Here is a 19,964-nt window from a genome sequence, read left to right as displayed (position 1 = left end):
TTGGGAGATCGCCGGACGGAAAGCCGGTGACATCTTGGATTCGGGCACCACAATTGCTTGTAATGTGGGAGGAAACCCCGTCCTGAGCTTAGGAGAACCCCATGCAGCCGGACCCCGTCGGCACCGCCGGATCCACCTCGAAGGGTGCAACCCTGCCCCCGCGCTTCGGATCATCGGAAGTGCCGGCCTCGCGAGCCACCCAGGACCGCATCGATATTCCTGAGTTTGCACCGAGCCTGGAGCCGGAAGGCGACATCTCCCCGGACCGTTTCCTGGACCGTGAGCTGAGTTGGCTTGCGTTCAACTCCCGCGTACTGGAGCTCGCCGAGGATCCTGACCTGTTCCTGCTGGAACGCGTCAACTTCCTCTCGATCTTCGCTTCCAACCTGGACGAGTTCTTCATGGTCCGGGTGGCCGGCCTCAAGCGCCGCATCGCCACCGGCCTTGCCGTGCCTTCACCCGCAGGGCTGAGCCCCATCGAGGTGCTGGAGCAGATCGGTGAAGAGGCCCATAAGCTGCAGGAACGCCATGCGCGCGTCTTCGCCGAGCAGATCCGCCCTGCCCTGGCTTACGAGCACATCCACATCATGCACTGGCACGAACTCGATGAGGATGCCCGCCACCGGATCAGCATCATGTTCCAGGAGAAGGTCTTCCCGATCCTGACCCCCTTGGCCGTGGACCCAGCCCACCCCTTCCCGTACATCTCCGGCCTCTCCCTGAACCTCGCCGTGATCGTGAGCAATCCGATCAGCGACAAGGAACTCTTTGCCCGTGTGAAGGTTCCGGACCAGCTCCCCCGCCTCATCTCGGTGGACGGTCCCCGTGCGGGTGCCATCCCTGGCCGCGTGGCCCGGTTCATCGCCTTGGAAGAAGTCATCGCTGTCCATCTGGATAAGCTCTTCCCCGGCATGGAGGTGCTGGAGCACCATACCTTCCGTGTCACCCGCAATGAGGACCTGGAAGTAGAAGAGGACGACGCCGAGAACCTCCTGCAGGCCTTGGAGAAGGAACTGCTGCGCCGCCGCTTCGGCCCTCCCGTGCGTTTGGAAGTCACCACGGACATCAACCCGAACATCAAGGCACTGCTGATTCGGGAACTTGGGGTTGAGGAGTCAGAGGTCTACTCTGTGCCTGCTCCCCTGGATCTCCGCGGGCTGTCCGCGATCAGCGGCATCGACCGCGCCGATCTTCACTACCCCAAGCACGTGCCGCACACCTCGCGATACCTCAACGAGTCTGAGACGTCCAAGGCCGCGAATGTCTTTGCCGCCATGCGGCGACGCGACATCCTGCTCCACCACCCGTACGACTCGTTCTCTACGTCCGTCCAGGCCTTCCTGGAGCAGGCAGCCGCGGACCCTAAGGTCCAGGCCATCAAGCAGACGCTGTACCGCACATCCGGCGACTCCCCCATCGTCGACGCCCTGATCGACGCAGCAGAGGCGGGCAAGCAGGTCCTGGCCCTTGTTGAGATCAAGGCACGCTTTGACGAGCAAGCGAATATCTCCTGGGCCCGCAAGCTGGAACAGGCCGGCGTGCACGTGGTCTACGGCATCGTTGGCCTGAAGACGCACTGCAAGTTGTCCTTGGTAGTCCGTCAGGAAGTGGATGGCCTGCGCCGTTACTGCCACATCGGCACGGGCAACTACCACCCCCGTACGGCCCGCTACTATGAGGACCTCGGCCTGCTGACGGCCAATGAGCAAGTGGGCGAAGACCTTTCCAAGCTCTTCAACCAGCTCTCCGGCTACGCCCCCAAGTCCACTTTCAAGAGGCTTCTTGTGGCACCGCGATCAGTCCGGGCCGGGTTGGTGGACCGAATCGAAACCGAAATCCGCAACGCCCGCGCCGGCATCCCGGGGCTCGTGCAGATCAAGGTCAACTCAATGGTGGACGAAGCCATTATTGATGCCCTCTACCGTGCCTCACAGGCCGGCGTGAAGGTTGACGTGGTGGTCCGCGGTATCTGCTCGCTGCGTCCGGGCGTGCCGGGGCTCAGCGAAAACATCACTGTCCGTTCCGTCCTTGGCCGGTTCCTTGAACACTCACGCGTCTTTGCCTTTGGCAATGGCGGTGAGCCCGTGGTGTACATCGGCTCAGCCGACATGATGCACCGTAACCTGGACCGCCGCGTGGAGGCCCTGGTCCAGCTGGCCAGCAAGGAAGACACAGCAACAGTCATGGACCTGATGCGTCGGTACGTGGACGACGGAACGGCGAGCTGGCACCTGGACAACCAAGGCCATTGGACGAGGTTCCACCTGGACCAGGACGGCAAGCCGCTCCTGGACATGCAGTCCTGGCTTCTGGAATCGCGTTCACGGCAGCGCGCATCGGCCCGGCGGTAAAGGAACCACTTGAACAGCGATACCCCCGTGCAGGATCAGACAGACCACCCCGGTGAGCCGGTTGCCGTAGTTGCAGCCGGCGCTATTCCTTGGCGCATCAGCAAGGGCGCCCTTGAGGTTCTTCTGATTCACCGGCCGCGCTACGACGATTGGTCATGGCCCAAAGGAAAGCTCGACGCCGGCGAAACCGTCCCGGAGTGCGCCGCGCGTGAAGTGTGGGAGGAGATAGGCCTCCAGGCGCCGCTGGGCATACCGCTCCCCGCGATTCACTATCATGTGGCCGCTGGCCTGAAAGTGGTTCGGTACTGGGCCGTTAAGGTTAATGGGGCACAGCTCCGCCCTGACGGCAAGGAAGTAGACAGCGTCATGTGGTGCAGTCCGGACCGTGCGGCTTCCTTCCTGAGCAATCCCACGGACGTGGAGCCCCTGGAATATCTTGAGAAGGCTCACGTCCGCGGTGAACTGGACACGTGGCCGTTGGTGTTGATCCGCCATGCCAAGGCAAAACCCCGGTCCTCGTGGACCAAGGCTGAGGGTGACCGCCCGCTGGCCGCCACGGGTCAGCGGCAGGCAGTGGCAGTGCAACGCCTGTTGGAGGTATGGAAACCACAGCGGGTGGTGACCAGCCCGTGGACCCGCTGCGTAGCCACCATTGCCCCTTATGCCAAGGCCAGCGGGGCCAAGGTGAAACTGGTGGAAGCCCTCACTGAGCACAACCATCAGCGCTCTCCCAAGAAGACGGCTGCGGCGGTCGAGGCATTGTTCGATAAGCAGGTGCCAATCGCAGTCTGCACTCATCGCCCGGCGCTGCCCACGGCCCTTAAGCAGCTGGGCCAGCACATGTCGCAGGCGCTGCGGGCTCTCCTTCCCACCACTGACCCCTTCCTTTCTCCCGGCGAGGTCATCGTCTGCCAGGTGGCCCGGGGATCCGAGCGGAAGATTGTGTCCGTGGAACAGGTCAAGCCCTTCGACGACTAACGCGCAACGCGCACCATCCCCCACAACTTTTGTATCAAATGCTTGATACATTGATAGCAAGCATTTGATACAAAGACTTGGGGGTCTTCGTCGTGTTCTTGAGCCTGCCACCGCTGTTGTTCCTGGGCCCTGTTGTGGGCGCGGTGATCGTGTACCTGTTCCTTCGGATGCAGGTGTGGTCGAAACCGGATGCCCAATCCGTCGCGTCGCACGGCCTCTGGGTGGGCATCATCGGGTGGATGGCCAGTTCCCTGCAGGGAGCCATGAATACGGGGATCCTGCGGGTGAATCCAACTGCGTCAAGCGCGCCGGCCACTGCCGAGCAGATAGCCAGCGCATTGGCGTGGCCAATTCTGGCCTGCCTCGCTGTCCATGCGTTGGGCCAGCTGAGCTACCCAGCACCCAAGGCGCCCCGCCGGTACGCCGAACTGGCCGTCCGAAGGATCAGGGACTTCCTTCCCCGCAAACTTGCCTGGACCACCGCCACGATCTTTGCATTCGCAGCGTTGGTCATTGCCTGGATTGCCACGCTCCCGGCCCACACACCGGTGCTGCCCACCCCACCGGGCCAGGCGCCGCCGTTGGATAACGGATACATGGGTCAAGGGCAGGAGGGCAGGATTCACGGGTGGGAGCTGGCCGCCTGGCTGGGCGGGGCCTTGCTGGTTCTCGCCCTGGGAACGTGGCTGGTCCTCCTGCTGATTGCTCGACGGCGACGCTTGGAAACGCTGGATGGTGCCGACAACAGTGTCTTGAGGTCCATAGCCGCCAACCGTTTGCTCCGGACGGTGGCCACCATCGCAGCCGGGCTCGCGGGCATCGCCGGGAACTTCGCAGCACAGCCAGCTCCCGGAGCCTTGTGGCAGTCGTCCTGGTTCAATGCGCTTGGCTTGGTCAACATGGCTGTACTCCTGGTCATGTGGTGGTGGCGCGTTCCCGAACTCCCGTCACTCCTCACAGAAAACAAGACCATCAGTGCCACTACGCTCCGCACTGATCCACGAACCCACGGGGCAGCCCGGCTCAGTCTCTCCATCGGCGCCGCGTTGGGTGTGGTGGGCGGAACTGCGGCACTGGCCGGCTACACAGCGATCCTCATCCCGGCCCGAACACCTGAGCCGTGGGCTTTTCCATCGATCACCGGCATGATCGCCGTGATTCTCTTGGCTGCCATAGCAGCGGGCGATCTCCTGACAGCCAGGAACTATGGAGCCTCCAACCCTCCGGTACAGTGGCCGCTCCAACCCGTTTCCCGGGGGTTGCTGTCCTTTGCGATAGGCAGCGCCCTGGTGTTGGCACTGGCTGTGGCTTTCGCTGTGGCTGGAGAAGTAAAGCCATTCAGCCCCAAGACGTGGCCGGCATCTGTTCTTGTCTCCATGGTGGTGGCACTGGCCGGCGCAGCAGCCATCCTGAAAGTGCGCCGCCGTCGAGGTATCCCCGAGTCAATCGGGAACACAGGCCTGGACGCCGCGCTGCGGGCCATCAGCATGTACCGCATAGTCAGGACGCTGGCCGCGTACTGCTTGGGACAGGCAGCCGTCCTGCTGATCAGCACCGGCAACGCCTGGTATGGATTCTTCCCGCCCAAACCAGGCCTCGATCCTATTGGCCCCAGCCCACTCCCCACGATCGGCATCGTACTGGCCGTCATCGCCGTCATGGTCTCCGTGACACCGGTTCGCAGCCTTTTCCGGAAGATCCCCCGCGGCGACGCCGCCAAGCACGAGGAACGCGCGCAATGACCGCCGGGATCACGGTGGATCTGGCGGATCCCGTCCCGCCGTACGAGCAGATCCGCAGGCAACTCAGCTCCTTGATCGCCGTCGGGGTCCTTGAACCCGGTAGCCGGCTGCCCACGGTCCGCAGCCTGGCCGCTGACCTGGGCATCGCCGCAGGGACCGTCGCCCGCGCCTACAAGGAACTGGAGCAGTCCGGGCTGATTGAATCACGACGCCGGAACGGTACCGTCGTCGTCGGGCCGCCCCGGGTGCCGCACGGCATGGCGGGTGGAGATGTGGCGGTGATTGCCGGCGTCGACGCTTTGATCCTGACAGCGCGCGACGCGGGTGTGAGTGATGAAACGCTCATTGATCTTCTTCGTGGCCGGCTGGCAAGTAAGCTGGACTCGTGAGCATCCCCACCCCATATGAAGACCTCCTGCGCGATGTCATGGCCAACGGCACGCACAAGTCGGACCGCACCGGAACCGGAACGCGCAGCGTTTTTGGCCGCCAGTTGAGGTTCGATCTTGCCGAGAGCTTCCCGCTGATCACCACCAAGCGGGTGCATTTCAAGTCCGTGGCTGTGGAGCTCCTGTGGTTCCTGCGCGGCGACTCGAACGTGAAGTGGATGCAGGACCAAGGCGTCTCCATCTGGGACGAATGGGCGGATGCCGACGGCGAGCTTGGCCCCGTCTACGGCGTGCAGTGGCGCAGTTGGCCCACCCCCGACGGCGGGCACATTGACCAGATCTCTGACCTGATGTCCAACCTCGCCTCCAACCCGGACTCGCGGCGGCACATTGTGTCCGCATGGAATGTGTCCGAACTCAAGGACATGGCCTTGCCTCCGTGCCATGCCTTCTTCCAGTTCTACGTGGCTGACGGCAAACTGTCCTGCCAGCTGTACCAGCGCTCCGCGGACACGTTCCTGGGCGTGCCCTTCAACATTGCCTCCTACGCCCTGCTGACCCGCATGGTGGCGCAGCAGCTTGGGCTTGAGCCCGGCGAATTCGTCTGGACCGGAGGAGATGTCCACGTGTACGACAACCACGTTGACCAAGTGGCCGAGCAACTCAGCCGCGAGCCGTACGACTACCCGCAGCTGAAGATCCTCCGCAAGCCGGACTCCATTTTCGATTACACGCTGGATGACTTCGAGGTTGTGGACTACCGCCACCACCCCACCATCAAGGCGCCGATCGCGGTATGAGCACCTCTTCTTCCGACATTCCGGCACAGCTTCCCAGCGTCATTTTCACCCAGGAGACTGCCGCCACCATGACCGGCATCGGCATGATCTGGGCGCAGACCACCTCTGGCGTGATCGGCAAGGACGGCAGCATGCCGTGGCACCTGCCGGAGGATCTGAAGCACTTCAGCCAACTCACCACAGGCCACCCTGTCATCATGGGCCGCAAGACCTGGGAGTCCTTCCCGGAGAAGTACCGCCCGCTGCCCGGACGCACCAACATCGTGGTGACCCGCAACGCTGAATGGGCCTCCACGCCCGAGGCGGAGGGCGCTTTGGTGGTCTCCTCCCTTGACGATGCCCTGCTGGAATCACAGTTCGCACCCGGCGGCCACAAGGTGTGGATCATCGGCGGTGCCGAGATCTTCGAACAGTCCATGGGCATCGCCAACCTCGCGGTGATTACCATCATCGACGCCGACTGTGAGGGCGACACTTTCGCACCGGAACTCGGTGACGACTGGACCTTCGACACCATGGCGCCGGCCGAGGGCTGGCTCACCGCCAAGAACGGCACGAACTTCCGGTTCACCACGTGGCGACGGAAAGAAAGCTAGGAAAGCAGTATGTTGAAAAAACCTGAAACCCTGTTCGTGCTGGGCTACATGCTGCTGCCGCTCTTCGCCCTGATCTCCGCCATTGTGGGGCTGACCATGATCCTGGGTGGCAACCGGATTGTTGGCATCATCATCCTGGTGGTGCTGACGCAGGTATTTACCTTCGGTGCGTTCTTCGCCCTGCGCAAGCGCAAGGCCGTGTTGCTGCAAGAACCCGACATCGGACACTAGCCGCAGCGGGAGGCGCGCAGGCCGCCCGGCCAGGAGCCGACGTCGTACGTCGCACGCGTGACGTAACCAACAGCGGCAGTTTGCTCCCAAAGTTTAGACTTGGTGAATGACTACAGCAGCTAATCCGTCCGTAGGACTGGTCGGTTGGCGTGGCATGGTCGGCTCCGTCCTGATGCAGCGCATGCAGGAAGAGAACGACTTCGCCAACATCAACCCGGTATTTTTCTCCACCTCGAACGCAGGAGGTGCCTCCCCGTCCTTCGCTGATGGGGCCGGCAAGCTCGAGGATGCGTTCGATATTGAGACGCTGGCCAAGCTGCCGATTATTGTCACTGCCCAGGGCGGCGACTACACCAAGCAGGTCCATGGCGAACTCCGCAGCCGTGGCTGGGACGGCCTCTGGATCGATGCTGCTTCCACCCTGCGCATGAATGACGATTCGATCATCGTGCTGGATCCCATCAACCGAGATGTCATCGATGCCGGCCTTTCCGGTGGCGTGAAGGACTTCATCGGCGGCAACTGTACGGTCTCCTGCATGCTCATGGGACTCGGGGGCCTGTTCAAGAACAACCTCGTGGAGTGGGGCACCTCCATGACGTACCAGGCCGCATCCGGCGGCGGCGCCCGCCACATGCGCGAGCTCCTGAACCAGTTCGGCACCCTCAACAATGAGGTCAGCAGCGAACTGGACGACCCCGCATCGGCCATTCTGGAAATCGACCACAAGGTTCTCGCAGCACAGCGCACCGGTGTGGACGCCACGCAGTTCGGTGTGCCGCTGGCAGGTTCCCTGATTCCCTGGATCGATGCCGACCTCGGCAACGGCCAGTCCAAGGAAGAATGGAAAGCCGGAGTAGAGACCAACAAGATCCTCGGCACCGGAAACGGCACAGCCGGCAAGGACCACATCGCCATGGACGGCCTGTGCATCCGCATCGGCGCCATGCGGTCCCACTCCCAGGCCCTCACTCTCAAGCTGCGCGAAGACCTGTCCGTCACGGAGATCGAGAACCTCCTGGCCAAGGACAACGAGTGGGCCAAGGTCATCCCGAACACCAAGGAAGCGTCCATGGCGGACCTGACCCCGGTGGCTGCATCCGGCACGCTTGACATCCCTGTGGGCCGTATCCGCAAGCTCGAAATGGGCCCGGAGTACATCAGCGCCTTCACCGTGGGCGACCAACTCCTGTGGGGTGCGGCCGAGCCGCTCCGCCGCATGCTCAACATCGCCACGGGCAAGCTCTAGCCCCTGCATTCAGTACGTCGCTAAACCCGCTGTTCCGTTGCTGTCCCGCAACGGAACAGCGGGTTTTCCACGTGTTAGGGGGTTCAGCCGGCCATGAACTTCAGGTAAGCACGACCCTGGGCCTGGAACGAGCGCTCAGCGGCCGGACCCAGCTGCCCTGTGAATGGCTCCGGCACGACACCGACGGCTTTGCCTTTCACCGTCCGCGCCCACGTCCCCACAACCTCACCGCCGGACACCATGATTCGCTTGAACACGCCGTTCTTCCCCGGCACCACCAACCCGGCGAACTCAGGGGCCAGGACCAGGCTCCGGTCCTGGTACCCGAGCAGATACTCATCGAAGCCGGGGAGAGCCAGCAGCGAGCGGGCGCCGGGGACGTCGTCGTCGAGCATTGCTGCCGTCTCCGGCGAAAGCCAGTAGCTGGCGCCGCCAAACGCCACCTCAACCAAACGATCCTGCACCTCCTTGAGGGCGGCACGTGCCTCGGTGAGCGGCACCTGGCTCCACCACGAGAAGTCCCTGACTGTCGCGGGGCCATGGCTGCGGATGTAGCGGAACAGCAACTCGGCAATCCCTTCCCCACGCCCCAGGTCCCGCGATTGCGGGATCCAGTCCTCGAAAGGCACGAACAGTTGCTGAACGCCCACCTTGCCGTTGGACGCCGCCATGGGCCCTTGGACGAGCAGCGCGCGCTGGCACAGGCTGCCGAGCAAGTGGATGCCGCGTTGGGCCTTGGTGATCTGGCCTGCTTCCTCGAACGCCTGGAAGAGCTGCTCCCGGCTGGCACCGGCTGCGCCCTCTGTGGTTTTGAGCTCCTCAACGGTTTTGAAGGCGATGTCCCGGCAGTGGCTGATGTCGTCCGCGGTGATGGCCAGCTCGCGATGACGCCCTGCCACCATATTCATCAGCCTGTCGCTGGTGATGCCCAGTATCCACCGCAGGTCTTCAGGCGCGAGCAGATGCAGGGTGCCGCGCATCGGCCACGAACGGACCATGGTCCCGGCGTCGAGGGCTCCGCGGACATCCGAGGCCGCAGTACCGGGGACGCGCTGTCCCACCGCCCACAAGGCAGAGCCCAGGTCCTGTGCCTGCATGGCCGTCATCCAACGGACTGCGTCCGGGACTGAGGGAAACCCACCGGCCACCAGGCCTTGGCTGGCGAGCCGCAACCGGCCCATGACGCGCGGACTGAGGGTGGTGCGGGCTGAAAGCATGCTTCATCCTAAAAGGGCCTGCGGGCACAGGGAACCTTGCCGCGCTTCCCAGCCGCCTACCAGCAGCAGATCCTAGGATGGATTCATGCTTTTCGGTGATCTTGCTCCGTTTGTGCGGCCGCTGAGCCGGTGGTTGGCTACCGCCGGCTGGTTCTGCACGCTGGTAGGACTGGGCGCCGGGTTGATTGTGGCAGTGGGGACGGGCGTGAGCCTCTCCCCTTCCATGCAGGCCATCCAAACCGCCAGCTTGGTTGCCACGGCCGCAGCCGCGCTCCTGATCGGAAGTGCTGCGGCCAGCCAGCCCGTAGCCGAACGGGACGACGAGGCTCCAGAACCTTGGTTCTACCCGGCGGCGGCAGCCCAGGTCCGCAGCTTCCTGCTTGGATCCATCGTGATGCTTCTGGGACTGCTGGGCTTCGCCATGGCCGGGCTGTTCATGCCCAGCGGACCATCCCCGCAAAGCATCGCATTCAGCCAGATCTTCCTGCTTGGCTCCGTCAGCTGCGGACTCACTTTCCTGCTGCTCAACAGGATCCTGCCCATCGCCGAGCGGCGGACGCGCTAACACCAGGGCCACGCTCCGAAAAGCGGCGGCATCCGGGGGAATGCCTAGAGGCTGACCCCGATCAGCAACGGCTCAGGGTGCAGTTCAATACCAAAACGTTCGACGACGCCGGCCCTCACCTCGCGCGCGATGGCCACCATGTCCGCGGTGGAGGCTGACCCCCGGTTGGTGATAGCCAAGGTGTGCTTGGTGGACAGAGATGCCCGCCCACCGGAAACGCTGGTCTCCTCAAGCCCGAATCCCTTGCCAAAGCCAGCGTGGTCGATGAGCCAGGCTGCGGAGAGCTTCACCAGTCCATCAGATCCAGCAGGATACTGGGGTGCATTGTCCGGCAGCCCTGCTGCACGATCCGCAGGCACAATCGGGTTGGTAAAGAACGAGCCCGTGGAATACGTGTCCCGGTCTGCCGCGTTCAGGACCATGCCCTTGGACGCGCGGAGCCGGAGCACTTCCCGACGCACATCGTTGGAGTAGGCGCGCTTGCCTGCGTCCACCCCCAGGACCCGGGCCAGCTCAGCGTAGCGGATGGGGGCACTCATTCGGCCCAGCGGCAACTGGAACTCCACCGTCAGCACCACGTAGCGGGGCGAACCCTCAACAGTGGTCTGCTTCAGGATCGAATCGCGGTAACCGAATCTGAGCTCGGAATTGGTGAAGGTCTGGACTGCGTTGCGCTCACGGTCCCATGTCCGCACGGCCGCAATGGTCTGTGAAACATCGGCTCCGTAAGCCCCCACGTTTTGAACGGGAGTGGCGCCGGTGGCCCCCGGAATCCCGGACAAAGCTTCCAGCCCGGACCATGCATGCAACACGGCGTGCTCCACCAGCGCATCCCAGTTGTGGCCGGCATGCACCACCACGGACACACCGCCACAGCTGTCTTCGGAGTTCACGGTGAAGCCCTCGGACGCGATTTTCAGGACAGTCCCGGGGTAGCCGTCGTCCGAAATCAGGAGGTTGGAGCCACCGCCGATGATCAGCAGTCTCTCGCCGGCAGCGTCGGCCGAGCGAACGGCGTCGATGATGTCAGCTTCGGTACGGGCCTCCACAAAGTTTCCTGCGGGGCCGCCTACAGCGGCTGTGGTCAATTCGGAAAGCAGCGTTTGGGTCACCAATCAAGCCTAACGGGCTTCGTTGGCGTGCATGGACTGTGCCTGTTGCTTACCGGACAGGGGGGCCAGGAAGAAACTCACCACCAGCAGCGCCAACGGGGCCAGCAGCGAATGGAGGATCCCGAAGTGTTCGGCCAGAAGCCCCAGCAGCGGCGGACCACAAAGAAACGCCCCGTAGCCGATGGTTGAGACCACCGAGACGCGGGCCGCCGCGTGGACCGGGTCATCGGCGGCAGCGGACATCCCCACCGGGAACCCGAGCGATGCGCCAAGGCCCCACACGGCCAGGGCCACGAACGCGAGCCACGGGGCAGGGGCAAAAACGAAGAGCGCAAGACCCACGACGGCCGTGGCCGAGCACCAGCGCATCACCAGCACCCGTCCGAACCGGTCCAGGATGGACGTTCCCGCGAAGCGACCGATGGTCATGAACGTGACAAACAGCCCATAGCCAATTGCCCCTGCGGCATCCGTTTGTCCATGGCCGTCAGCAAGTGCCAGGGCCACCCAGTCGCCGGCAGCGCCTTCAGCCAGCGCCAGGCCGAGGACCAGGACGCCGATCAGCAAGGTCCGGCGGTCACGCCAGGCAAGGGCAACAAGCCGCTTGTTGTCCAGCGGTGCCGGAGCTTCGCCTTGGGTACCCTCCCGGTCCGCCGACTCTGCAGTGATAATCGGGAGCGGTCCAGTGGACGGATCCTGGAAAGTATCTGGTTGAGCCGGGCGGAAAGTTTGCTGCGCGGGCGCTGTTTTCTCCGCGCGGAACCAGAAACCGGCGGTCACCACTGACGCCGTAACTACCACCCCGGAGATCAGGAAATGCCAGAACACCGGCATGTGCACGGCAGCTGCCCAGGCACCAAAACCAGCAGCCGCTACGGTACCGAGGCTGAATGCACCATGCAGGTGCGGCATGATGTGGCGTTCCATGGCGCGCTCGAGGGCTGCTCCCTCCACGTTGGACGCTGTGTTCCAACTGGCCGTGCCGAGGCCAAGCACCACAAGTCCGGCCGCCACCACCAGCGGATTCGCCACAACTGAAGCACCAAAACCCACAGTCACCAGGCCAACACCCACCATGGAGCTGCCGATCCTGGTGGTCAGCTTGGGCCCAAGCCGCAGCACGATGAGACCTGATGCGGAGATCGAAATGAACGATGCGACGGTCATGCACATCAGCAAAAGCCCGATGCCGCCGGGCGTGAGATCCAGTCCGTCGCGGATGGCGGGCAGACGCGACACCCACGTGGCAAACGCGATGCCGCTGGCAGCGTAGGAAGCAAGAACAGCGGCGCGCCACCGCGACATTTCAGTCGGAGTGGCGCGCCGTTGGAAGGTATTCAGTTGGTTCAAGGGACCTTCACAACCGCCTGGGACTTCATGAGGACTTTTTGGCCGGCAGCCACGACGGTGAGGTCGATGCGCGCGGTGCGGGCATCGACGTCGAGCGCGCCCACTACGCCGGTGACGTCAATGACAGCGCCGGCTTCACCAGAGCCCGTGGTGTCGGTGACGAGGACGGGCTTGGTGAATCGGGTCTGGTAGTCGACGACGGCGGCTGGATCGCCCGCCCAGTCACTGACCAGTTGCACTGCGGCACCCATGGTGAACATGCCGTGCGCGATGACGCCCGGCAGCTCAACGGAGGTCGCGAACGCTTCGTTCCAGTGGATGGGGTTGAAGTCGCCGGAAGCTCCCGCGTACTTGACCAGATCCTGGCGGGTAACGTCAATGCTGCGGGTGCCAATCTCCTGGCCAACCGTCAGTTCTTCGAATGTGGGGCTCATGGTTACTGTCCCTCTCCGCGGACCAGGATGGACGAGGTGGTGGTGGCGACCCTTTCGCCTGACTCGGTGGAAATTTCAGAGCGCGTGGTGATCATGGCTCCCCCACCCATGGCACGGACGCCGTCGACGTGCAGTTCGGCCACCAGGCGGTCGCCGGCAACGATGGCGCGGTGGTGGGTGAAGCGCTGGTCGGCGTGGACCACGCGGGAAAAATCGATGCCCGACTCAGGGTCCTCCACCAACTGCGCATCAGCGCGCTGGGCGACAATAATGGCAAACGTTGGCGGGGCGACGAGGTCGCTGTGGCCCAGGGCCTTGGCTGCCTCAACATCGAAATGCGCGGGGTTGCTGGCTTTCACAGCCTTCGCGAACTCGCGGATCTTTTCACGGCCGACGTCGTAAACCTCTGCGGCAGGGTAACTGCGACCCTGCAGGTCCGGATTAATACTCATGGTCCAACCCTATCGGGCCACGGGAAATTGCTGCCCCGCTGAGCGGGCCTTACTTCTTGTAGGTCTTGCGAATCTTTTGGCCTCGAATGACCAGTCCGGTGACATGCAGCAACAGACCCACGCCGATCACGGGCAAGGACGCCATGGCCAGCCCTTGGTTGCCGGAGGTGTTTCCGACAATGGACATGATGAGTCCGACGGCGATCAGTCCCATGGCGCTGAAAACCAGCGCTTTGTAGGACGTGGAGGCGGTGGCCCAGAATTCGTTCAGCACCGTCCAAGTCTACCGGGGCGCGGTTGGTGGGTTCGCGTGGGCCGGGCAACGGGAGGCGAGAGCGTTGCGAGGCCTGCTCTGCGTCCCTAAACCCAGGAATACCCCGTAAACCGGGCCCCACAACTTAAGAGCACGGAAGATGAGGGGTCAGAAGAGCGAGTCCTGCAGCGCCGGGATCTCCGTGGTGTGAGGGCCCAACTCGATCTTGCGGCCCTTCAACCCACCGAGGTCCGCCACGAAGCTGCCCTCGATGTCATTGCCCGAAGCGTCTGGAAGGCCTGCCAAGGCAACCGCCCCTGAAAGAGCGTGGACCCGCAGCCCGTGCCCGCCGGCGTCGAAAGTTGCCGGGTAGGGGTGGCGCCGGCCTCCCCCAGCACCCGCCACACAGAGCCGCTCGGCAAATTCCGGGCGATCCCACTCTTCCTCCACCACCGAGTAACCGGTCATGGCAAGGCCGCCCAACAGTTCGCGCACAGTGCGGGCGTGCCGGCGGTTCACCGCAGAAAGCTCGACGGCGGCACGCGGCTCCACAAGTCCGGCCACTTTTGCGGCGGAGCGGACCTGCTGGACGAGGCCGAGTTCGCGGGTCACGAGGTCCTCGAGCACGCGAACAACCCGTCCGTCCTCCGCATGGGCCACATAGGAAGCGTGGACGGCGCCTTGCTCGGCAAGCCGGTTCCATTTGCGCTGCCCCGAGGCCGTGCCAACTTTGGTGGCGCCGTTGGCGAACGTGGCCACATAGAGCCAGTGCGGCTGCATGAGGTAGGCACGCAGGCCTGTGGGAACGGAACCGCCCCGGTGGAAATCGTGCATCAAGCGGGAATCGTCGCGCGCAAAGCACGCCCCGCACTGCTTGCCGCGCTCGGCCGGCGACTCGCTGCGGCAGGGAACATGCGTGCGGTCTCCCGGGCCGTGAACCTTGGTGTGGCCGAGGCACCACAGGCCGGGGATAACGCGCAGGCCCAGGGCTGAACCCTGGGCCAACGCAATATCAGTGAACCCTGCGTCCGGCGAGAACATCCTCAAAGCCGGTGACGAAGAGTCCCAAACGACTCCGTGAACCAGCATGGTTACAGGGAAGGCTGCACTCCGAAAGCGACCGCAAGCTTCATGATCTTCTCAGCGCGGCCCAAACGCGGGAGATCGGAACCGTCGCGGATGACGCGGCCGTTGGCCTCGAAGTCGTTCATGAAGTCCGTAGCCCAGGCAACGTCCGACGGCGTGGGGCTGATGACCTCGTTGATCACGGTGGTTTGGTCGATGGCCAGGCAAAGCTTGCCGGTCATGCCCATGGTCACCGTGATACCCGTCTGCTCGCGCAGGATGGGGTGATTGGTGCCGACAGTGGGGCCGTCGATGGGGCCCGGCAGGTTACCCACGCGGCTGGCGACGACGAGCTTTGCACGCGGGTAGGCCATGGCCTCCGGGGTTGCCGCCATTCCTGTGTCGCGGCGGAAGTCGCCCGAGCCGAAGGCCAGGCGGAAAGCACCCTGGGCGCGTGCGATGTGGTTGGCTTCCTCGATGCCGAGGGCAGACTCCACCAGGGCAACCACGGGGGTCTTGCCGTCCATGCGGTGGTAGGACTCAGTGACCTGGTCAGCCGACTCGGTCTTGGCGAGCATCACGCCGAGCAGGCCGGGAGTACCACGCAGGCCCGCGAGGTCATCGGCCCAGAACTTGCTGGTGGCGTCATTGATACGGACCCAGGCCTGGCCGCCTGCGGTCAACCAGTTCACGACATTCTCACGCGCAGCATCCTTCTGCGACGGGTCCACGGCATCTTCAATGTCCAGGATGATGGCGTCAGCGCGCGAACCCGCAGATTCATCAAAAAGCTCCGTTTTCATGGCGTTCACAAGGAGCCAGGAACGGGCGATGTCGGCGGGAATGTTGCGGGTAGGCCGAATGGACTCGGCGGCGATGCTAGACGTCATGTATCTACCGTATCCGCCCTGCGGGCCGCAAGGCGAAGAAATCCGCCCGCTTGTGAGGATCAATACGAACTAAACCCCATATGACTGTGGGGTCCAACAGTATGAACGTCCGACGACGGTACCCGCCAGTCATATCCGGCGCGCCGGTCGCTGTTGTTCACAGTGCTCAACGCGGCGACTTGTGTCCCCCGGTTGCCCGGAATTGCCCAGGATTTCCTCCCGTGTCGGGCTGTTTCGCAGAGTTTCCAGGCGTTACCCGGGCGCTTCCCAGCCGCCGTCCCCATGGGCTTTCATCGTTCCCAAGCCTTTGCACAAGGTCCCCGGGCCTTTGCCTGGCCCGGCCACCCAACACCCCCAACCATCGAAAGTAGCTCCCATGAAACTGCATCTGCCCCTCCTGAGCGTCGCGGCCGCCGTCGTACTAGCGCTGACGGTGTCCGGCTGCGGCGGTGCAGCCGAAGCAGGACAAGCCAACCAAGCCGGCAACGAGGTCAAGGAGCTCCGGTACCAGGGCTCGGCCAACAACGTGACCTTCCCTGAACTTGCTGCGGATCTTGGCTACCTGGGCGACCTGAAACTGAACTGGGTGGGTAACACCACCAGCGGGCCGCAGGACATCCAGTCAGCTGCGACCAACCAGACCGACTTCGGCGGGGCGTTCTCCGGAGCGGTGGTCAAGCTGATCGAAGCCGGCGCACCCGTCAAGGCGGTGACAAATTACTACGGCTCGGATGAGAAGACCTTCAGCGGCTATTACGTGAAGGCGGACAGCACCATCAAGGAACCACGTGACTTGATCGGGAAGAAAATTGCCGTCAATACCCTGGGCGCGCACCACGAAGCCGTCATCAACACCTGGCTGACCAAGAACGGACTCAGCCAGGACGAGATCAAGCAGGTCCAGCTGGTCCCGCTGGCACCCAACGACACCGAGGAAGCCATCCGTCGCGGCCAGGTGGACGCAGGAACACTCGGCGGCGTACTTCAGGACAGGGCCATCGAGGCCGGCGGGCTGCGATCGCTGTTCAGTGACTTTGAACTGTTCGGAACGTTCGCAGGCGGCCAGATCGTGCTCCGCAACGACTTCATCGAGAAGAACCCGAACACCACCCGCACGTTCACCACAGGCGTTGCCAAAGCCATCAAGTGGGCAGCGGAAACCCCTCGGGATGAAGTCATTGCCCGGTTCACCAAGATCATCGACAGCCGCGGACGCAACGAGAGCACGGCCAACCTGAAGTTCTGGAAAAGCCCTGGCGTCCCGGACTCCGGCGTGATCCAGGACAAGGACTTCACCCGCTGGGAGGCGTGGCTCAGCTCGGCCGGCATCGTCAAAGACAAGCTCACGCCGTCCAAGTACTACACGAACGACTTCAACGAGCTCGCTGCAGCGAAGAAGGGATAGTCATGACAGCCAAAATCAGTCTCCGGAACGTCACCAAGGAATTCACAGTCCGGGCCACCAAAAACGCTGCAGCCACCCGGCTCACCGCCATCGACTCGCTGAGCCTTGACGTCCGCGACGGCGAATTCCTCACCCTGGTGGGGCCCAGTGGTTCAGGAAAGACCACACTGCTGGACCTGCTCGCTGGACTGTCCACGCCCACTTCCGGCGAAGTGCTGGTGGACGGCAAGCCCGTCACCGGGCCGGGAAAGGACCGCGCGGTGGTGTTCCAGCAGTATGCACTATTCCCCTGGCGGACGGCCTCGGCGAACGTCTCGATAGGGCTTGAGGGCGTCGGTCCGGACGGTAAAAAGCTGAACCGCCGCGAACGGGCAGCCAAAGCAAAGGAATACCTGGCCTTGGTAGGGCTTGCCGGTTTTGAAGACCGCTATCCACATGAACTGTCCGGTGGAATGAAGCAGCGCGTGGCCATCGCCAGAAGCCTGGCCTATGAGCCTGATGTGCTGCTTATGGATGAACCGTTCGCTGCGTTGGACGCCCAAACCCGTGAGCAGTTGCAAGACGAACTGCTGCGGATCTGGAAGACCACGGGCAAGACGATCGTCTTCATCACCCACGGCATTGACGAGGCCGTGTACCTCGGCGAGCGCGTTGCGGTGCTGAGCGCACGCCCGGGCCGGCTCAAGGAAATCGTCGACATCGACATCCCGGACCGCGACGGCGAAGAGGACATCCGTTCCACCGCTGCCTTCGTGGAGCACCGCCACCAGGTGTGGACGCTCCTGCACGACGAAGTACGCCGCGCCCAGGATGCCGGACACCGCAAGATCCTTCCGGATGGCAGCGCACCGGATGAGCCTGCCACCACCATCACTGAAAGGAGCGCGGCCTGATGACCACCACGCTCACAGCAACAGAAGCTGCACCCAAGCCTGCCGGGCACGTTGAGCCGGGTGCCGCCGTCGAACCTTCCCTCGCACTGACCGCACCTGAGGCAAGTACGACGCCGATCCTCGCCACTGCGCGGCGGGTGGCCTCGGTGGCGGGGTCCGTTGTGTGGAAGTCTGCAGCCATCCTGGCGTTCCTGGCGCTGTGGGAGCTTGGGCCGACGTACTTGGCCAGCCCCTCCACCCGCGTCTTCCTGCCGCCGCTGCACGAAGTGCTCCTGGCATGGGGAAAGCTCTTCGAGGCAGGCACCATCCAGGGCCACATCGCAGCCAGCCTCACCCGCTCGGTGGCCGGTTTCGGTGCGGCGCTGGTGGCAGGTGTCTCCTTGGGTTTGCTCATCGCCTGGTACGGACGGCTGAACTCGGTCCTGAATCCGTTGCTGGAACTGTTCCGCAATACGGCTGCCCTTGCCTTGCTGCCGGTGTTCACGCTGCTGTTGGGCATCGGCGAAGAATCCAAGATCAGCATCGTGGCCTATGCGGCGTTCTTCCCGGTGCTGCTGAACACCATTGCCGGAGTGAAGACCGTGGACCCGCTGCTGATCAGGGCTGCGCGTTCCTTGGGGCTCAACAGCTTCCGGCTGTTCCAGAAAGTCATTCTTCCGTCCGCTGTTCCCACGATCTTCACAGGCATCCGCATGGCCGGAACCGCCTCCATCCTGGTGCTGATTGCTGCCGAAATGGTGGGCGCCAAGGCAGGTCTGGGCTACCTGATCGTGAACGCGCAGAGCAGCTTCCTGATCCCGGACATGTACGCGGGCATCCTCACGGTCTCCTTGCTGGGCCTCGGCGTCAACTTCCTGCTGGTGGCCCTTGAACGGCACTTCTCCCGCTGGCGCACCGCCGTCGGTGCCGCAGCCTCCTAAACCCACCCACCCGCGGCACCTGCCGCAACCATCACAACAAGTAAGGAAACACATCATGACCGTCATTACCGAAACCAAACTCGAGTTCGCCAAGCTCGGCTCCCGCATCGGCGCCGAAATCCGCGGGCTGGACATCAGCGGAGACCTCAGCGAGGACACCGTTGCACAGATCAGGGCTGCACTCAACGAACACAAAGCACTGGTGTTCCGCGAAGCCAACATCCTCAGCGACGAAGCGCAGGTGAAGTTCGCGTCGCATTTCGGCCCATTGACCAAGGCACACCCGACCGTTGCCTCGGTGGAGGGTGAAGAGAACGTACTGCCCGTGGACAGCGAAAACGGTTCGGCCAACAACTGGCACACGGACGTCACGTTCGTGGTCAACCCGCCTCAGGCTTCCACCCTGCGCAGCATTGACCTTCCCGCCTATGGAGGCGAGACCCTCATTGCGTCGTCGGCCGGCGCGTACCAGGACCTTCCGGAGGAACTCCGGAATTTCGCGGACACCCTGTGGGCCATCCACACGAACGACTACGACTACTCAGTGCCCAAGAACCTGGAGCATTCCAACGCCGAGGAGCGCCGCAAGGAGTTCACCCGCCTGAAGTTCGAAACCGCACACCCAGTGGTCAGGGTCCACCCGCTGACCGGCGAGCGCGGATTGTTCATTGGGGGCTTCGCACAGCGGCTTCGGATTGTGGGTTTGTCCAACACTGAGTCCAAGGACATCATCCGCCTGCTGCAGGCATATGTAACGCGTCCGGAGAACGTGGTCCGGGTGAACTGGGAGCCCAACCAGGTGGTCTTGTTCGATAACCGCATCACCCAGCACTATGCACCGGACAACTACGACGGCCAGCCGCGCAAACTCAACCGCGTGACCATTGCCGGCGACATCCCCGTGGGCGTTGACGGCAAGGCCAGTCAGTCGATCCAGGGTGACTCCACCACGTACTCCGTGGTAGCCCCGCTCAGCAACGCGTCATAGGCGCACCCCGTGTGTTGCTGTCCTCACCCAACTGAGTCGCAGTCAGGCCGTTTAGAGCATTCATCACGGCCTCAACTGCGGCTC

Annotated in this window: 21 protein-coding genes; 13 read left to right on the top strand and 8 right to left on the bottom strand. The window is 63.4% G+C overall.

Annotated features, from left to right (window positions below):
- Positions 1–101: 101 nt before the first annotated feature.
- The 8 genes from BMY91_RS02135 (at position 102) to asd (ending at position 8,336) form a co-directional block, all read left to right on the top strand.
- Positions 102–2,351 carry an RNA degradosome polyphosphate kinase gene (locus tag BMY91_RS02135; RefSeq protein ID WP_090817683.1) on the top strand — a complete coding sequence of 750 codons (2,250 nt, stop codon included), beginning with the start codon at positions 102–104 and terminating at the stop codon, positions 2,349–2,351.
- Positions 2,352–2,360: 9 nt separating this feature from the next.
- Positions 2,361–3,329, top strand: coding sequence for an NUDIX hydrolase (locus tag BMY91_RS02130; RefSeq protein WP_090817680.1), 969 nt, complete (start codon positions 2,361–2,363; stop codon positions 3,327–3,329).
- A 98-nt stretch (positions 3,330–3,427) separates the two neighbouring features.
- Positions 3,428–5,071, top strand: a complete 1,644-nt coding sequence (locus tag BMY91_RS02125) for a hypothetical protein (protein ID WP_143054036.1) — start codon at positions 3,428–3,430, stop codon at positions 5,069–5,071.
- Entirely contained in the window at positions 5,068–5,460 is a 393-nt protein-coding gene (locus BMY91_RS02120) for a GntR family transcriptional regulator (protein WP_090817674.1), read from the top strand. The genes BMY91_RS02125 and BMY91_RS02120 overlap by 4 nt, the downstream gene beginning before the upstream one ends.
- Positions 5,457–6,260 (top strand): thymidylate synthase, encoded by an 804-nt coding sequence (locus BMY91_RS02115; RefSeq protein WP_090817671.1) that lies wholly within the window; start codon positions 5,457–5,459, stop codon positions 6,258–6,260. The genes BMY91_RS02120 and BMY91_RS02115 overlap by 4 nt, the downstream gene beginning before the upstream one ends.
- The gene (locus tag BMY91_RS02110; RefSeq protein WP_090817668.1) at positions 6,257–6,856 is read left to right on the top strand and encodes a dihydrofolate reductase; all 600 of its coding nucleotides are present in this window, start codon (positions 6,257–6,259) and stop codon (positions 6,854–6,856) included. Before BMY91_RS02115 ends, BMY91_RS02110 begins: the two co-directional genes overlap by 4 nt.
- 9 nt (positions 6,857–6,865) lie before the next feature.
- On the top strand, positions 6,866–7,087 hold the full coding sequence (locus tag BMY91_RS02105) for an NF038396 family protein (protein WP_090817665.1): 222 nt from the start codon (positions 6,866–6,868) through the stop codon (positions 7,085–7,087).
- Between the two features lie 106 nt (positions 7,088–7,193).
- Entirely contained in the window at positions 7,194–8,336 is a 1,143-nt protein-coding gene (asd, locus tag BMY91_RS02100) for an aspartate-semialdehyde dehydrogenase (protein ID WP_090817661.1), read from the top strand.
- 83 nt (positions 8,337–8,419) lie between these two features.
- On the opposite strand, the gene BMY91_RS02095 is transcribed toward asd, so the two are convergent.
- Positions 8,420–9,553: a winged helix DNA-binding domain-containing protein gene (locus tag BMY91_RS02095; RefSeq protein ID WP_090817658.1), complete on the bottom strand. Its 1,134-nt coding sequence runs from the start codon at positions 9,551–9,553 to the stop codon at positions 8,420–8,422.
- 85 nt (positions 9,554–9,638) lie between these two features.
- On the opposite strand from BMY91_RS02095, the gene BMY91_RS02090 reads away from it, so the two are divergent.
- Complete coding sequence (locus BMY91_RS02090; RefSeq protein WP_090817655.1) at positions 9,639–10,118, top strand: hypothetical protein; 480 nt, start codon at positions 9,639–9,641, stop codon at positions 10,116–10,118.
- Positions 10,119–10,162: 44 nt separating this feature from the next.
- Here BMY91_RS02090 and BMY91_RS02085 read toward each other — a convergent pair whose 3' ends face one another.
- The 7 genes from BMY91_RS02085 to BMY91_RS02055 form a co-directional block, all read right to left on the bottom strand.
- Positions 10,163–11,230, bottom strand: a complete 1,068-nt coding sequence (locus BMY91_RS02085; RefSeq protein ID WP_090817652.1) for a UDP-N-acetylmuramate dehydrogenase — start codon at positions 11,228–11,230, stop codon at positions 10,163–10,165.
- A 9-nt stretch (positions 11,231–11,239) separates the two neighbouring features.
- On the bottom strand, positions 11,240–12,535 hold the full coding sequence (locus BMY91_RS02080; RefSeq protein WP_090819070.1) for an MFS transporter: 1,296 nt from the start codon (positions 12,533–12,535) through the stop codon (positions 11,240–11,242).
- Positions 12,536–12,576: 41 nt separating this feature from the next.
- A complete protein-coding gene (locus BMY91_RS02075; protein ID WP_090817649.1) occupies positions 12,577–13,014 on the bottom strand; it encodes a MaoC family dehydratase in 438 nt (145 codons plus the stop codon).
- A gap of 2 nt (positions 13,015–13,016) precedes the next feature.
- Positions 13,017–13,466, bottom strand: a complete 450-nt coding sequence (locus BMY91_RS02070; RefSeq protein WP_090817646.1) for an FAS1-like dehydratase domain-containing protein — start codon at positions 13,464–13,466, stop codon at positions 13,017–13,019.
- A gap of 49 nt (positions 13,467–13,515) precedes the next feature.
- A complete protein-coding gene (locus BMY91_RS02065; RefSeq protein ID WP_090817643.1) occupies positions 13,516–13,740 on the bottom strand; it encodes a DUF3188 domain-containing protein in 225 nt (74 codons plus the stop codon).
- A 147-nt stretch (positions 13,741–13,887) separates the two neighbouring features.
- Complete coding sequence (locus tag BMY91_RS02060; protein WP_090817640.1) at positions 13,888–14,808, bottom strand: DUF2797 domain-containing protein; 921 nt, start codon at positions 14,806–14,808, stop codon at positions 13,888–13,890.
- A gap of 2 nt (positions 14,809–14,810) precedes the next feature.
- Positions 14,811–15,674, bottom strand: coding sequence for an HpcH/HpaI aldolase/citrate lyase family protein (locus tag BMY91_RS02055; protein WP_090817637.1), 864 nt, complete (start codon positions 15,672–15,674; stop codon positions 14,811–14,813).
- Positions 15,675–16,050: 376 nt separating this feature from the next.
- On the opposite strand from BMY91_RS02055, the gene BMY91_RS02050 reads away from it, so the two are divergent.
- Genes BMY91_RS02050 through BMY91_RS02035 form a run of 4 tightly spaced genes read left to right on the top strand, consistent with a single transcriptional unit; the run spans position 16,051 to position 19,880 of the window.
- Positions 16,051–17,079, top strand: a complete 1,029-nt coding sequence (locus BMY91_RS02050; RefSeq protein ID WP_090817634.1) for an ABC transporter substrate-binding protein — start codon at positions 16,051–16,053, stop codon at positions 17,077–17,079.
- Between the two features lie 2 nt (positions 17,080–17,081).
- Complete coding sequence (locus tag BMY91_RS02045; RefSeq protein WP_090817631.1) at positions 17,082–17,972, top strand: ABC transporter ATP-binding protein; 891 nt, start codon at positions 17,082–17,084, stop codon at positions 17,970–17,972.
- Positions 17,972–18,892 (top strand): ABC transporter permease, encoded by a 921-nt coding sequence (locus tag BMY91_RS02040; RefSeq protein WP_090817626.1) that lies wholly within the window; start codon positions 17,972–17,974, stop codon positions 18,890–18,892. The genes BMY91_RS02045 and BMY91_RS02040 overlap by 1 nt, the downstream gene beginning before the upstream one ends.
- A 55-nt stretch (positions 18,893–18,947) precedes the next feature.
- A complete protein-coding gene (locus BMY91_RS02035; protein WP_090817623.1) occupies positions 18,948–19,880 on the top strand; it encodes a TauD/TfdA dioxygenase family protein in 933 nt (310 codons plus the stop codon).
- Positions 19,881–19,964: the final 84 nt, after the last annotated feature.

This window comes from Arthrobacter sp. yr096 (assembly GCF_900108925.1).
GTDB lineage: Bacteria > Actinomycetota > Actinomycetes > Actinomycetales > Micrococcaceae > Arthrobacter.
The sequence above is the reverse complement of the archived record's forward strand: the minus strand, read 5'-3'. Positions and strand labels throughout refer to the sequence as shown.

Excerpts from the sequence above, each read along its gene's own strand:
- BMY91_RS02110 (WP_090817668.1), top strand. The coding sequence starts at position 6,257 with ATGAGCACCTCTTCTTCCGACATTCCGGCACAGCTTCCCAGCGTCATT.
- BMY91_RS02135 (WP_090817683.1), top strand. The coding sequence starts at position 102 with ATGCAGCCGGACCCCGTCGGCACCGCCGGATCCACCTCGAAGGGTGCA.
- BMY91_RS02050 (WP_090817634.1), top strand. The coding sequence starts at position 16,051 with ATGAAACTGCATCTGCCCCTCCTGAGCGTCGCGGCCGCCGTCGTACTA.
- BMY91_RS02120 (WP_090817674.1), top strand. The coding sequence starts at position 5,068 with ATGACCGCCGGGATCACGGTGGATCTGGCGGATCCCGTCCCGCCGTAC.
- BMY91_RS02040 (WP_090817626.1), top strand. The coding sequence starts at position 17,972 with ATGACCACCACGCTCACAGCAACAGAAGCTGCACCCAAGCCTGCCGGG.
- BMY91_RS02075 (WP_090817649.1), bottom strand. The coding sequence starts at position 13,014 with ATGAGCCCCACATTCGAAGAACTGACGGTTGGCCAGGAGATTGGCACC.
- BMY91_RS02035 (WP_090817623.1), top strand. The coding sequence starts at position 18,948 with ATGACCGTCATTACCGAAACCAAACTCGAGTTCGCCAAGCTCGGCTCC.
- BMY91_RS02070 (WP_090817646.1), bottom strand. The coding sequence starts at position 13,466 with ATGAGTATTAATCCGGACCTGCAGGGTCGCAGTTACCCTGCCGCAGAG.
- BMY91_RS02105 (WP_090817665.1), top strand. The coding sequence starts at position 6,866 with ATGTTGAAAAAACCTGAAACCCTGTTCGTGCTGGGCTACATGCTGCTG.
- asd (WP_090817661.1), top strand. The coding sequence starts at position 7,194 with ATGACTACAGCAGCTAATCCGTCCGTAGGACTGGTCGGTTGGCGTGGC.
- BMY91_RS02095 (WP_090817658.1), bottom strand. The coding sequence starts at position 9,553 with ATGCTTTCAGCCCGCACCACCCTCAGTCCGCGCGTCATGGGCCGGTTG.
- BMY91_RS02045 (WP_090817631.1), top strand. The coding sequence starts at position 17,082 with ATGACAGCCAAAATCAGTCTCCGGAACGTCACCAAGGAATTCACAGTC.
- BMY91_RS02060 (WP_090817640.1), bottom strand. The coding sequence starts at position 14,808 with ATGCTGGTTCACGGAGTCGTTTGGGACTCTTCGTCACCGGCTTTGAGG.
- BMY91_RS02090 (WP_090817655.1), top strand. The coding sequence starts at position 9,639 with ATGCTTTTCGGTGATCTTGCTCCGTTTGTGCGGCCGCTGAGCCGGTGG.
- BMY91_RS02080 (WP_090819070.1), bottom strand. The coding sequence starts at position 12,535 with ATGTCGCGGTGGCGCGCCGCTGTTCTTGCTTCCTACGCTGCCAGCGGC.
- BMY91_RS02055 (WP_090817637.1), bottom strand. The coding sequence starts at position 15,674 with ATGACGTCTAGCATCGCCGCCGAGTCCATTCGGCCTACCCGCAACATT.